Origin of the sequence: Streptosporangium brasiliense, from assembly GCF_030811595.1 — a bacterium.
Lineage (GTDB): Bacteria > Actinomycetota > Actinomycetes > Streptosporangiales > Streptosporangiaceae > Streptosporangium > Streptosporangium brasiliense.
Genome location: NZ_JAUSRB010000002.1, coordinates 5,633,333 through 5,647,297, shown reverse-complemented (window position 1 = coordinate 5,647,297; position 13,965 = coordinate 5,633,333). Strand labels below are relative to the sequence as shown.

The following is a 13,965-nucleotide window of genomic DNA, read 5'->3' as shown; positions in this document are numbered from 1 at the left end:
TATGAGCCGGATAGGCCTTTATACAGATTTTGGATGATTTTTGTACCGGCAATCCAGACCCTGGACCCCAGCAAGAGCCTTTCGAGAGATCCAACAGACAGTGCACGGTGCCGGTCAAGGCTTCGCCCCCGGGACCTGTGGAAAGGATCCGCATGAGACTCAGAGGGGTGCTCACGGTGGGGTTCGCCCTGCTGCTCAGCCTCGCGGGCGGCGCCGTCATGGCTCCGGGCGCCGGTGCGGGGGTGCTGGGGGACCCTGTGCCGAACAGCAGCGAGACCGATCCCGCCCCGGACGACGGGGCGACCCTCCTGGCGACGAACTTCCAGCTGCCCTTCCCCTGCGGGCAGAGCTGGACGGGTAACTCCAGCGCGAGCAGCGCGCACCAGTCGTGGGAGATCGACTTCAACCGGGGTAGCACCGCCGACGCCGACCTGGGAGACCCCGTCGTCGCGGCCGCGGCCGGCACGGTGGTCATCTCGGCCCACCAGGGGTCGACCAACGGATACGGGAACCTCGTCAAGATCGACCACGGTGGCGGCTGGTCCACCTACTACGCGCACCTGAACGTGCGCTCGGTGAGCGCGGGCGTCCAGGTCTCCCAGGGCCAGCAGATCGGCACCGTCGGCAACACCAGCAAGCCCGGCAACTACATCTCACCCCACCTGCACTACGAGGTCCGGATGGGCAGCAGCTACCCGTCCAACATCCAGAAGGCCGTCTTCAACGGGACCACGTTCGGCTACCCGGTCCAGACCGTGACCTCCAACAACTGCGGCGGCAGCACCAACCCGCACACCCCGCAGTCGGTCTGCGGCAGCGGCTACGACGTGGTCGACTCCGCCGCCCTGGGCACGGCCGGCACCGTCTACCTGCTCTACAACAACACCAACGGCTACAACTGCGTGACCACCATCAAGCGCTCGTCGATCGGCACGGCGACGGCCACCAGCGCCTATCTGGAGGTCCAGGGCAGCAGCCGGATCACCGACTCCGGCAACTTCGCCTACTACGCCGGTCCGGTGCGCGCCTCCGGTGCCGGCAAGTGCGTCAAATGGGGCGGCAAGGCCGGCGCCTCCAGCTACGACAGCCCCTTCGAACACTGCGGCAGCTGATGCCCGGGGCCGCCTCCGCCCGCACCGGCCGGGGGCGGCCCCTTCAGCGGATCCCCACTCCCTGAGGAGAATCTGTGCAGGCCCGACTCCGCCGTTCAGCCGTGCTGCTGGCCGGTTCGCTCATCCCCCTCTCGCTCCTGGTGGGCCGGCCCGCGAGCGCCGCTCCGGCCGATCCCATGACCGACGCCTTCGCCCGCGCGGCCGCGACCTACGAGATCCCCCGCGACCTGCTCGTCACCCTCGGATACGCCGAGACCCACCTCGACGGACACCACGGCGAGCCCAGCGCCAGCGGCGGCTACGGAGTGATGCATCTGGTCAGCAACCCCACCGCCCACACCCTGGAGCGCGCGGCCGCACTGACCGCACAACCGCTCTCGGCGCTGAAGAGCGACGACGCGGCCAACATCACCGGCGGCGCCGCGGTGCTACGCGCCTACGCCGACGAGCTCGGACTGGACGCCGCCGCCCGCAAGGACGCCGGCAAGTGGTACACGGCGGTGGCCCGGTACGGCAACGCCTCCTCCCCCGAGGTGGCCCGGCTGTACGCCGACACCGTCTACGAGCTGCTCGCCGCCGGCGTGCGCGCCACCACCCCCGGCGGCCAGGCGCTGACCGTGACCGCGCAGGCGGTACAGCCCGACCGCGGCGACTACGCCAAGGCCCCGGACCTGGACAGGACCTTCGCGGCCGCGGCCGTCGACTACCCCTCGGCGCACTGGGTCCCGGCCAGCTCCAGCAACTACGCCGTCTCCAACCGGCCGGCGAGCGACCCGATCGACCGCATCGTCATCCACGTGACCCAGGGCTCCTACGCCGGCACGATCTCCTGGTTCCAGAATCCCGCCGCCCAGGTCTCGGCGCACTACGTCGTCCGCTCCTCCGACGGCGACATCACCCAGATGGTCCGTGAGAAGGACCGCGCCTGGCACGCCCGTGACTACAACAGCCGGTCGGTCGGCATCGAGCACGAGGGCTACGTCGACAACGCCTCCTGGTTCACCGACACGATGTACCGCGCCTCTGCGGCGCTGACCCGCAGCATCGCCGACCGGTACGGCATCCCCAAGGACCGCACCCACATCGTCGGGCACGTCGAGGTCCCGGGCAACGACCACACCGACCCCGGCCCGTACTGGGACTGGACCAAGTACATGCAGTACGTCGGCGGCAGCGGCGGCGGCACCAACCCGCACACTCCCGAGTCGGTCTGCGGCAGCGGCTACACGGTGATCGACTCCGCCGCCCTGGGCACGGCCGGCACCGTCTACCTGCTCTACAACAGCGCCAACGGCTACAACTGCGTCGCCACCGTGAAGAAGACCTCCCTCGGCACGGCGACGGCCACCAGCGCCTACCTGGAGGTCCAGGGCAGCAGCCGGATCACCGACTCCGGCAACTTCGCCTACTACGCCGGCCCGGTGCGCGCCGCCGCGGCCGACAAGTGCGTCAAGTGGGGCGGCAAGGCCGGCGCCTCCAGCTACGACAGCCCCTTCGAGCACTGCGGGTAGCCGGCCGGGCACGCCTCGGACGGCTCACCGTCCGCAGGTGATCGATGACGGGGGCGCGGCCGCGAGGCGGGGGCCGCGGCGGCCGCCCCCGTCCGCCGGGCCGGCATCCGGGCCGGCGGACGCGCACCCCCGTCGGGGATGATCAGCAGGTCGGCACGTCCGGCGATCGGGCCGGGAGCGTGCCGGCCTCGCCGCGTATCGGCCTCACCGCGTGCCGACCTCACCGCGTGCCGGCCTCCCGCCGTCTACTGCTCCGGTGGGGTGGCCCGGCGCACCAGGATCCCGGCCCGGGCCGCGTGCGCGGCCATCGCGGCCACCCGGTCGGCGAGGGCGGAGTCGATCGGCTCCGCGGTGACGAGCATCCGGTAGTAGAACGGGGCGGCCACCATCCGGATCACCTCCTCCGCGTCGGTGTCGGCGGGCACCTCCCCACGGTCGATGGCCCGCCGGACCAGGAGCGAGGTCTCCCGGATCCGGGAGGCCACGACCGCCGACAGGGTTTCGCGGGCGGCCGGGTCGCGGACCGCGGCCGCCACCATGACGTCGAGCCAGACGCGCTGGGCCACGTGCGCGTAGATCGTCAGGAAGGCCCCGGCCAGAGCCCGCAGGTCGGTCTCGAGATCCCCCGAATCGGGGAAGGACTCCCCCCCGTTGGGCACGCCCGCGTCGTCGGCGAACCGGTGCGCCAGATCCTGGATCACCCCCTCCAGGTTGGTCCACCGCCGGTAGACGGTGGAGGTCGCCACCCCCGCCCGCATCGCGATCTTCTCCATGCTCGTCTCGGCGTAGCCGTGCTCGACCAGTTCGGCCAGCGTGGCGTCCAGTACGGCGGCGCGGTTGCGCGCCGTACGGCCGCCCGGCCGCCGCTTGGACTCCAAATGCGAACCGTCTTGCATTAAGTCCCCTCCTCCTGCCATCATCCAGATTAACGCAAACTTGTTCGCATTAGCCGGAAGATTCGAGCGCGGCGTGGCGGCGGCTTCCGGCATGGAGCATGCGACTAACGCTACTTTCACAACTTGACCCATTAGATCCTTGCCCGCTATAACTAATGCATCATCACGGCATGGAGGCATGTGAAATGAACACCCCTCGTGTGGCACACCGGTATGTGGACGTCGACGGAGTCCGTGTCTTCTACCGGCAGACCGGCCCGGCGGACGCGCCCGCGCTCCTCCTCCTGCACGGCTTCCCCTCGGCCTCGCACCAGTTCCGGCGGCTGATGGACGCCCTCGGCGACCGGTACCGGCTGATCGCCCCCGACTACCCGGGTTTCGGGCTCACCGAGGCCCCGGAGGACTTCACCTACTCCTTCGACCGGCTGGCCGACGTCGTCGAGGGCTTCGTGACGGCGCTGGGGCTGGACAGGTTCGTGATGTACACCTTCGACTTCGGCGGCCCCGTCGGTTTCCGGCTGGCCACCAGGCACCCCGAGTGGATCGCCGGGCTGATCGTCCAGAACGCCAACCTCTACGAGGAGGGCCTGTCGGACCTCGCCCGGGGCATGATCGCCAACCGGCCCGGCGTCGAGGGGGCCGAGGCCAACGTCAGGCAGATCCTCGAACTGCCGGTCACCCGGGGCCAGTACGAGGGCGGCACCACCGACGTCGAGCTCGTCGCCCCCGACGGCTGGATCCTCGACCAGCACTTCCTGGACCTTCCGGGCCGGAAGGAGGCCCAGGTCGACCTGGCCCTCGACTACCACTCCAACGTGGCCCGCTACCCCGAGTGGCAGCAGTGGCTGCGCGACCACCGGCCGCCCACTCTCATCGTGTGGGGCCGGGGCGACGCCTTCTTCCCGGAGGCCGGCGCCCGCGCCTACCTCCGGGACCTGCCGGAGGCGGAGCTCCACCTCTTCGACACCGGTCACTTCGCCCTCGAGGAGAACCTCCCCGAGATCGCCCCCCTCATCGCCGACTTCGTCGACGGCCTCCGGAAGGACGCTCCCATGAAGATCGCAGTCATCGGTGCCGCCGGAAACCTCGCCGGCGCCGTCGCCCGGGAGGCCGCCGCCCGGGGTCACCTGATCACCGCGCTGGGCAGGGACACCATGGACGTCACCGACCCCGCCTCGGTCAAGGACGCGGTCGCCGGGCATGACGCCGTGGTGGCCGGGATCAAGGGCCCGGACCGGCTGGTGCCCCGGGGCGCCCAGGCGCTGCTCGAAGGGCTCCCGCTCGCCGGGGTGAACCGCCTGATGTTCATCGGCGGCGGCGGGAGCCTGGAGTACGCCCCCGGGCAGCGCTACGTGGACTCCCCGAACTTCCCGCCGGAGTATCTGGAGACCGCCCGCGACCAGACCGAGGCGCTGGAGATCCTCCGCGGGGCGGAGACCCCGGTCGAGTGGTCCTACGTCAGCCCGCCGCCGATGCACCTGGTACCGGGCGAGAAGACCGGCGTCTACCGGGCCGAGGCCGGCGACACCCCCATCACCGACGAGAACGGGGAGAGCCGCATCTCCGTCGGCGACTACGCCTGCGCGATCGTCGACGCCCTGGAGAAGGGCTCCTTCGTCCGCGAGCGCTTCACCACCGCCTACTGACCGGCGGCGCGCTCGGGGCCCGCGGCCCCTCGCGCGGGCACCGGCGCGAGATGGGATCACCGGCCGTCACGGGCTGCGGACGCGCCGGCCCGGCATCGATCCCGGCGGACCGGCCCTGCCCGGCCCGCCGGGGATCGACATGTGTCAGCCCGCGCCCACGCGGGGGATCGAGATGTGTCAGCCCGCGCCCGCGCGCCCGTCGCGCGAGGCGGCGGCGGGAAGCGGGGCGGCCGTCAGGCCTGGCGCCACCGCGCCACGCTGCCGGCCCCGTGCACGCGCAGGTCCGGCGCGGCCTCCAGCGCCTTCTCCTCGCCGCCGGGGGTGTAGGTGACGATGAGGCGCAGCGGACGCCAGGTCGCGTTGAAGGTCGAGTGGTAGGCGCCGGCCGGGATGTGCACGGTGTCGCCCTCCTTGATCGGGAACGGCTCGCCGTCGTCGACCATCTGCACGGCCTCGCCGGAGATCACGTAGATGATCTCCTCGGCGTCGGGGTGGTTGTGCCGGGCGTGCCCCTGGCCGGGGTTGATTATCACCTCGCCGAACGTGCCGGTCGCCCCCTGGACGGTCGACGGGGTGACGAACCACTTGATCGCCCCCCAGTCGAAGGCCATCGTGGGAACCGCGTCGGGACTCACATGCATGCGATCTCCTGAGATCTCAGAACTTCATCGACTTGAAGGCCCTGACCTGCTCGGTGACGGCGCGCTCGGTCGGCAGCCGCTCGACCGACGACGCGCCGAAGAAGCCCACGACCCCCTCGGTGCGCGACAGCACGCAGGCCGCGTCCTCGGGCTCGGCGATCGGCCCGCCGTGGCAGAGCACGAGAATGTCGGGCCGGACGGCCACCGCGGCGTCGCGCATCGCCTGGACCCGCTCCACGGCCTCGTCCAGGCTCAGGGCGGTCCCCGCGCCGATGCTGCCCTTGGTGGTCAGCCCGACATGCGGGACCAGGACGTCGGCGCCCGCCTCGGCCATGGCGCGCGCCTGGTCCTCGTCGAAGACGTAGGGCGCGCTCAGCAGGTCGCGCTCGCGCGCCAGCCGGACCATCTCGACCTCCAGGTCGTAGCCCATGCCGGTCTCCTCCAGGTTCTGGCGGAAGACCCCGTCGTACAGGCCCACGGTCGGGAAGTTCTGCACGCCGGCGAAGCCCATGGCGGCAAGCTGGTCGAGGAACCTGGGCATCAGCCGGAACGGGTCGGTGCCGCACACCCCGGCCAGGACCGGGGTGTCCCGGACGACGGGGAGCACCTCCGCCGCCATCTCGACGACGATCTGGTTGGCGTCGCCGTAGGGCAGCAGCCCGGCCAGCGAGCCGCGGCCCGCCATCCGGTAACGGCCGGAGTTGTAGATGATGATCATGTCGACGCCGCCGGCCTCGGCGCACTTGGCCGACAGGCCGGTGCCCGCGCCCGCCCCGATGACCGGGCGGCCCTCGGCGACGGTCCGGCGGAGTCGGGCGAGGATGTCTCCGCGGTTCACCGCGTCCCTCCCGAAGTGATCATCTGGTGTAGCCGGTCGGCCGCCGCGCGGCCGAACCCGGGGTCGTTGACGTGCAGGTCGAGCTCCTCTGTTTCGACGGCCGTGCCGCGCAGGCCGTCCGTCAGGGCCTCGAAGCAGGCCTCGTCCGCCTTGGGGTCGTGGAAGGCGCCGCCCGGGGCGTCGAGGGCGGAGACCCCGCCGCGCGGGAGGAACAGCGTCACCGGGCCGGTGGCGCCGCGCAGCTTCCCGGCCACCCGGCGGCCGAGCTCGCCCATCTCCTCGGCGGTGGTCCGCATCAGCGTCACGGTCGGGTTGTGCACGTAGAGCGTGCGCCCCTCGAAGCGCTCGGGCACCGTGTCCCGGGGGCCGAAGTTGACCATGTCCAGCGCGCCGGGGGCGACCACCTGGGGCACGCCCGCCGCACCGGCCGCGGTCAGCCGCTCCGGACCGGCCGACAGCACGCCGCCGACCAGGTCGTCGGCCAGCTCGGTGGTGGTGAGGTCGAGCACGCCCGCCAGCAGCCCGCTCGCGGCGAGCCCTTCCAGCGCCCGCCCGCCGGACCCGGTCGCGTGGAAGACGAGCACCTCGTAGCCGAGCTCCTCCAGGCGCTCCCGGGCCGCGTCCACCGCGGGCGTGGTCACGCCGAACATGGACGCGGCGACGAGCGGGCGGTCGTCGCCGCCGGCCGGGACCTCGGCGCTCGCCATGCCGGCCACGGCGGCGGCCGCGTTACCGAGGACGCGCCTGGAGAGCCGGTTGACGCCGGCGATGTCGACGACGCTGTACATCAGTGTCACGTCCTTGGCGCCCACGTAGGGGGCCACGTCACCGGAGGCCATGGTCGACACGATGACCTTCGGCAGGCCGATCGGCAGATCGCGTACGGCCCGGGCCGCGATCGAGGATCCGCCGCTGCCGCCGACCGCGAGCACGCCGTCGAGCCGGCCCTCGCCGTACAGCTCGGCCAGGATCGCCGCGGCGCCCTCGCCCATCGCGGCGACGGCGGCGCCCCGGTCCCCCGCCGCGCGCAGCGCCCCGGCCTCGGCCCCGGCGGCCCGGGCCACCCGGTCGTTGCCGATGTCGGCGGTCACCTGCGCCCGGCCGACCCCGGCGTCGACCAGGACGACCTCGCAGCCGAGCCCGCGCAGGCGCTCACGGAGCCAGGCGTACTCCTGTCCCTTCGTGTCCAGCGTCCCTACCAGGCAGATCGTCGGCATCTCACGCCACGCCCCTCCGTCCGCAGACCTTCCCCGCCGCCGGTCGCTCCCGGGGCCGGGCACGCCGGCCCCGGTAGACGGTCCCCGCCGGCCGGAGGCCCGTACCGGGCCTGGCGTTGACATGCCCCGCCGGCGGGCGCCGCACTCTCCGGCGCCGGCCTCCCTCCCCCAACCCTCCCCCGGCGCCGGGATCACGGCCCGACGCCCCTGCAGCCCGGAAGCCCGGAAGCCCGGAAGCCCGGAAGCCCGGAAGCCCGGAAGCCCGGAAGCCCGGAAGCCCGGAAGCCATGCGACCCGGAGTCCCGGCGGCCGGGTCAGTCTTGCCGCCCCGGGATCCGGCCGTTCTGCAGGGCGTTGGGCACCGCCCTGGCGACCAGGTCCGGGATCACCGCGCCCAGCTCGGCCGGCTCCCAGCGGGCGCCCTTGTCCACCTCCGGGCCCGCGTGCCAGCCCTCGGCCACGCTGATCACGCCGCCCCGCACGTTGAAGACCCGGCCGGTGATCCCCCGGGCCTCCGCGCAGGCCAGCCAGACCGCCAGCGGCGCCACGTCCTCGGGACGGAGCTCGTCGAAGCGGCCGCCGGCGCTCAGGTTCTCCGTCATGCGGGTCAGGGCGGTAGGGGCCAGCGCGTTGACGGTCACGCCGTAGCGGGCCAGTTCCTGGGCGGCGATGACCGTCAGCGACGCGATGCCCGCCTTGGCGGCCCCGTAGTTGCTCTGCCCTGGATTGCCGTAGATGCCGGACGAGGAGGTGGTGTTGATGATCCGCGCGTCGACCGGGACGCCCGCCTTGGACCGCTCGCGCCAGAAGGTCGCGGCGTGGCGCATCGGCGCGAAGGTGCCGCGCAGGTGGACCCGGACGACGGAGTCCCACTCCTCGATCGTCATGTTGACCAGCATCCGGTCCCGCAGGATGCCGGCGTTGTTGACCAGGACGTGCAGGTCGCCGTAGTGGTCGACGGCCGCCCGCACCAGCCGGCCCGCGCCCTCGAAGTCGGAGATGTCCTCGCCGTTGACGATCGCCTCACCGCCCATCGTGCGGATCTCCTCGACGACCTGTCCGGCCGGCCCGGCCGACGAGCCCGTGCCGTCCACCTCCGCGCCCAGATCGTTGACCACCACCCGGGCCCCGTGGCGCGCGAACTCCAGCGCGTGCCCGCGTCCGATCCCCCGGGCGGCCCCGGTGACGATCACCACCCGCCCCGCCACGATCCCGCTCATCCGGCCTCCCGGTCCCAGAACCCAGCTCCAGGGAGCGTCTCGGAGACCCCGGCCGATGTCAACGACGCGGGCCCGCCGGGTGACGGCGCGGCGGGTCAGCCGTCCGGCGGGTTCCGGCGGGCGGCCTCCCTCACCCCGCGCGGCCTGCCCAGAGCAGACCGCGCAGGGTGAGGGCGCGCACGGTGGGATGTGTCAGATCGGCGAGGTTGTGGCCGATCGCGGAGAAGAAGACCCGGCCCGCGCCCCAGCGGCGGGTCCACACCACGGGCATGGGGACGGGCACGGCGTGCGGGCCGCCGCCGGAGGGGACCAGCGTGGTGGTGGCGAGGACGTCGTTGAGGGAGTCGGTGAGCATCCAGTACTGCTCGGTGCGGACGGTGAAGCCGTCCAGCCCGGCGACGATCGGGTGGTCGGCGCGGGCCGGGTCGATGACGACGTCGTATTCGAGGAAATGCTCGGGGTGGGACAAGAAGAGGCCACCGACCATCCGGTGGTAGTCACGGTCGTCGAAGGCGGCCACCACTCCCCCGTGCCACCCCGCGAACCCGGTGCCCGCCTCGACGGCCGCCAGCAGCCCGGCGGACTGCCGCCCGCTGAGCGTGCCGCCCGTCCAGCACTGCACGATGAGATCGGTGGCGGCCAGCAGGTCGGCGTCGGCGTAGACGTCGAGGTCGCCGGCGACGGTGACCTCGAAACCCGCCTCGGCGAGCCCGGGGATGAACAGGCCGGTCGCCTCGTCGGGGACGTGCCCCTCCCAGCCTCCCCGGACGACGAGCGCGTGTCTGGTCATGCCCTGCTCCCCGGCTGATCCCGGACCCGGTGCGGCTCCGCCACGTGTGGGGTCCGTCTTGGTCGATCTGGCCGCTGCCATCCCAGCGCCACCGCCGGGTCCGCGTCAACCGGGCGACACGGCCAGGCCCCGGCACGGGGCGGTCGGCGGCGTCCTCGGACGTGGGCCTGACGGGCCCGTGTCCACGGACGGGACGGGCCCCGTGCCGCACGGTCAGGGCCGTGCGGCACGGGGCCGGTCGCCGGTCGCCGGTCGCGCCGGCCCGTCAGGCCGGCTCGGACGCGGTCAGGCCGGCTCGGGCACGGTCAGGCCGCGGCCCGCGCCGACAGCGTGACCGTCGCCTGCCGGGTGACGCCGTTCACCGTGACCGCGACGACGACCTGGCCGGAGCGGAGCGCTGTCAGCGTCCCCGTGGCGGGGTCGAGCACCGCGATGTGGCGCGCCTTCGCGCCCGCCCGGGTGCCGACGTGCAGGTTGGGCGAGCCCGACCAGTCCACCGAGACGGGGTAGGCGGCGGGCACCGTGCGGGTGCCCTGCGTCAGCGTCGCCGAGACCTGCCCGGGCTTGCCGGCCTCCACCGACGTGGGCGCCGTGAGGGTCAGCCCATCGACGTGCGGGCGGACCTGCGTGCCGATCCAGGCCGGCGCGTCGGCGAACCAGTTGCGCCGGACGTGTGCCGCCTCCTTCTCGGTCACCGGGTCGACCCCCCACAGGGACCAGCCGGTGAAGCCGCCGTCGTCGGCCGCCGTGGCCGGGTTCTTGCCGGAGTTGCCGTTGATGAAGTACGGCACGGCGTCGACCCGCGAGGCGTGGAAGGTCCCGACGTGAGCGCCGATGTAGGCGGCACCCTTGCCGGTGGTGCGCTGGAAGTCCGCGAGCCAGCCCTCGACCAGCGCGGCCTCCTTGCGGTCGCCGAGCTGGCTGCCCTTGCCGGGCGTCGGGTCGCGCGGCGGCACGTGGAACAGCACCGCGACCGAGCCGATCGACGGGTCCTTCTCCGCCGCGTCGAGACGCTCGCGCAACATGGCCACCTGCTCGAACCCGCCCCCGCGCAGGTTCAGCCGCGAGGTGTCGAGGGTCACGAAACGGGTCCCCTTGTGGTCGAAGCCACCGTAGGTGTCGCCGAAGACCGACCTGAAGTTGTCGATCTTGCCGCCCATCACCTCGTGGTTGCCGGGCACGTAGTGGACGGGCAGTTCGCCGTGGAGCTCCTCGTCCAGGATCCGCTTGGCGAGCGCGAAGTCCTCCGGCGACGCCTCGTCGACGAGGTCGCCGTTGATGAGCAGGAAGTCGGGCCTGGCCGCCTTGATCTCCCGCAGCGTACGGCGGGCGTTGGCGACGATGTCGCTGTCGGGGTCGCGTGCCACGAACTGCGCGTCGGACATGACCGCGAAGCGCCACGGCGCCGCCGCGACCTCGCTCCCCGGACGGATCACCGGGTCGGCCGTCTTCGGGGCCGCCGGCACCGCCACCGTCGGCGGCACCTTGGCGACGAGCCCGTCGATCGTGATCTCACTGCTGTACTTCTGGTCGGCCCTGGTCTCGGCGACGTAGAACCGGCGGAGTTTCAGCGGGTAGTTCACCCCCGGCGGCACCGCGAACTCGACGAACTTCCAGCCCGTCCACGTGAGGTAGGGGCCGCGGAGGATCTGCGACTGCCCCTGGGCGTCGTAGAACTCCAGGCTCGGCCACTCCCCCTTGCCCGCGGAGTTGATCCACAGTCCGAACGCCTGCGGCTGGCCCGGCACGGTGATCTGCTGGGGCGGGCTCGCGTAGGCCGCGCGCGTCGCCGTCGACTGCGTGAAGTCGTAGGCGAGCTTGAGGCCGCCGCCGCTCTGGCCCGGCGCCGCCGACAGCGAGCCCGTCGCGCGGGCCGCGGCGAACGTCCACGACCCCGCGTCCTCGAAGTCGGCGGCCGGGACGTCCTCGTACCCGACGGTCACCGGCACCGCCGTGCTGGACCCGCCGGCCCGCACGGTCACCAGGCCGGAGCCGGTCGCCCGCTTCGCCTTCACCGTGAAGAAGCCGTGCTCGGAGGCGGCGACGTCGAGCAGTTCCCTGTCGTAGTCGAGCCGCACGTCCGAGGGGTCGACGGGGGCGGAGTTGCCGTTGCGGTCGTAGCCGACCACTCCGAACGTGCCCGAGGCGTCGGCGCCCGCCAGGCCGACCCGGTCGGTCGTCGTGCCGAGGCGGGCGAGGGGCTGCAGGACGGTGAGGGCGATCTCGCCCTCCGCACCGCCGCGGGAGGCGGTGACGGTCGTCCGGCCGGGCACGAGGGCGCGGAAGGTGCCGTCGCGGCCGACGAGCCCGTGGACCGCCTGGCCCGACCGCCACGACGGGGTGCCCGCCGCGGGGCCGTACGTCTCGTCGTAGCCGGCCGCCGTGAGCTTGCGGGTGAGGCCGGGGAAGACGCGGTCGGGACGGCCGCCGCTGACCGGGCCGGCGCCCGGCGCCCTGGTCGGGTCGCTGGCCGTCTCCACCCAGAAGCCCTTGAGCTTGCCGCTGCCGGCGGGCGCGTAGAGCGCGAGGCCGTTGGGGACGTGCCGCTCGCCGCCGTCGGAGGGGCTGTTCTCCACCTGCACGCCGGCGGAGCCGGGCTCCCGGGCGAGCATCGTCGAGGAGCCGCCGCCGTCGAGGTTCAGCGCGTTGTGCGCGCCGAGCTCCGCCATCATCGCCCCGAGCTCGGTGAGCGTGACGCCCCTGCTGTCGGCCTGCCGGCCGTCGACCGTCAGCATGTACATCTTGCGGCCGTCGGCGGAGAAACCGACGGCGGTACGCGGATGGGCTGCGTTGTCGGCCGAGGTCTGGGCGACACCGTCCTTGACGAGGATCTGGCTGCCGCCGACGGCCGCCTTGACCGCTCCGCCCTGGGAGGGCTTCGGCTGATACTTGACCTCGACGCGGTCGCCGGGCTTCAGCGCGGCGAGCGCCGTCGCTCCGGCGTCCCGGCCGAGCAGGACGGCCGTGCCCGCCGGGATCGGGCCGCTGCCCGCGGAGGTGCGCACCTCGGTGACGACGCCGCCCTCCAGCACGACCTCGGTGACCGCGGCCGCGCCCTCGACCGCGCGGCCGCGGCCGTAGGAGCCCCACAGCGGGGTGAACAGCCCGACGCCGTTGCCTTGGATGAGCTGGTTGAACTGGGTCAGCGTGATCGGGGCGCCGCCGGCGGGCGTCGCGGTGCCGTCGAAGTTCATCTGCAGCACCCGCCCGACCCCGTCGGGGGTGACGGTGACGGCGTTGTTGTGGCCCGCCATCGGGGACTGGACGAGCTCCCCGTTGTGGATGCCGATGCCCTGCGCCGCGCCGGAGTTGTTGATGTCGAAGAAGTCGCCGTTGACGGCGGCGACGGCCCGGGACCGCTCCGCGGGTCCGGACAGCGGTTCGGTCTTCGACACCTCGCCCGAGTACACGTAGTCGGCGCTCGCGCCGGCCGTGAGGTCCGCGGCGATCGCGTCGGCGCGGAGCCAGCCCGCGCTGTCGTAGCGGTCGAAGGAGGTGAGGGTGATCCCCGGCGCGACCGGCCGGGTCTTCTTGGCCGTCTCCAGCTGCCGCGCCCCGGGGGCGACGAGCAGCGTGGACGGGGCCTGGTCGGACGACGCCTGCGGCGCGTCCTCGACGAGGGCCTGCTGTGGCCGCGCGGGTGAGGGCGACGGCGACGGATCGGCCTGGGCGGGGCCCGCCGCGCTGAAGGCGAGCAGGGGGGCGAGCAGGGCCGTGGCCACTATGCGGGGGTGGTGACTTGGGGGCACCCCCGAACTCAACCGCGCAATGGTTACAAGTTTCAAGACTTCGAGGTGACCTAAAAGAAAATTTCAGGCGCCGGCGTCCCAAGGCGCGGGGCGCGGGGCGCGGAGGCGTCCGCACCCGCCGGCGCCATCGCGGCCGGAAGCCGGCCGAGCATCACGCCCTGACCAGCGCGACCGGAAGGGGCCTTCGACGCCTCCCGCCCGACCGAGCACCGCCGCCTGGCCGCCACCGCCTGCGATCGGCCCCTGAGGGGGCGGCCGGAGTACGCCAGGACATCGCGGGCCGGGGCGACGTACCGGACAAGAGATCGTTCTGGCAGCGGGGACGGGATCCGGCGGCGCGGATGA

The 13,965-nt window shown here is 73.0% G+C and carries 10 protein-coding genes; 3 read left to right on the top strand and 7 right to left on the bottom strand.

The features are described from left to right. The first annotated feature begins 152 nt into the window (after window positions 1-152). Window positions 153-1,112: a M23 family metallopeptidase gene (locus tag J2S55_RS34325; RefSeq protein WP_306869462.1), complete on the top strand. Its 960-nt coding sequence runs from the start codon at window positions 153-155 to the stop codon at window positions 1,110-1,112. Window positions 1,113-1,186: 74 nt separating this feature from the next. After that, window positions 1,187-2,623, top strand: a complete 1,437-nt coding sequence (locus J2S55_RS34320) for an N-acetylmuramoyl-L-alanine amidase (RefSeq protein ID WP_306869458.1) — start codon at window positions 1,187-1,189, stop codon at window positions 2,621-2,623. A 245-nt stretch (window positions 2,624-2,868) separates the two neighbouring features. Here the strand turns inward: J2S55_RS34320 and J2S55_RS34315 are convergent, their stop codons facing one another. Further along, window positions 2,869-3,519: a TetR/AcrR family transcriptional regulator gene (locus tag J2S55_RS34315; protein ID WP_306869457.1), complete on the bottom strand. Its 651-nt coding sequence runs from the start codon at window positions 3,517-3,519 to the stop codon at window positions 2,869-2,871. A gap of 185 nt (window positions 3,520-3,704) precedes the next feature. Between J2S55_RS34315 and J2S55_RS34310 the strand changes: the two genes are divergently transcribed. Next, a complete protein-coding gene (locus J2S55_RS34310; protein ID WP_306869455.1) occupies window positions 3,705-5,165 on the top strand; it encodes an alpha/beta fold hydrolase in 1,461 nt (486 codons plus the stop codon). A 233-nt stretch (window positions 5,166-5,398) separates the two neighbouring features. Here the strand turns inward: J2S55_RS34310 and J2S55_RS34305 are convergent, their stop codons facing one another. The 6 genes from J2S55_RS34305 to J2S55_RS34280 form a co-directional block, all read right to left on the bottom strand. Further along, window positions 5,399-5,806, bottom strand: coding sequence for a cupin domain-containing protein (locus tag J2S55_RS34305; protein WP_306869453.1), 408 nt, complete (start codon window positions 5,804-5,806; stop codon window positions 5,399-5,401). A gap of 16 nt (window positions 5,807-5,822) precedes the next feature. Then, complete coding sequence (locus J2S55_RS34300; RefSeq protein WP_306869450.1) at window positions 5,823-6,644, bottom strand: phosphoenolpyruvate hydrolase family protein; 822 nt, start codon at window positions 6,642-6,644, stop codon at window positions 5,823-5,825. Then, window positions 6,641-7,861 carry a Tm-1-like ATP-binding domain-containing protein gene (locus J2S55_RS34295; protein ID WP_306869448.1) on the bottom strand — a complete coding sequence of 407 codons (1,221 nt, stop codon included), beginning with the start codon at window positions 7,859-7,861 and terminating at the stop codon, window positions 6,641-6,643. Before J2S55_RS34295 ends, J2S55_RS34300 begins: the two co-directional genes overlap by 4 nt. A gap of 314 nt (window positions 7,862-8,175) precedes the next feature. Then, window positions 8,176-9,081, bottom strand: a complete 906-nt coding sequence (locus tag J2S55_RS34290; RefSeq protein ID WP_306869446.1) for an SDR family oxidoreductase — start codon at window positions 9,079-9,081, stop codon at window positions 8,176-8,178. A gap of 130 nt (window positions 9,082-9,211) precedes the next feature. Beyond that, the gene (locus tag J2S55_RS34285) at window positions 9,212-9,871 is read right to left on the bottom strand and encodes a ThuA domain-containing protein (RefSeq protein ID WP_306869444.1); all 660 of its coding nucleotides are present in this window, start codon (window positions 9,869-9,871) and stop codon (window positions 9,212-9,214) included. A 305-nt stretch (window positions 9,872-10,176) separates the two neighbouring features. Beyond that, on the bottom strand, window positions 10,177-13,593 hold the full coding sequence (locus J2S55_RS34280) for a phosphodiester glycosidase family protein (protein WP_306869442.1): 3,417 nt from the start codon (window positions 13,591-13,593) through the stop codon (window positions 10,177-10,179). Window positions 13,594-13,965 lie beyond the last annotated feature (372 nt).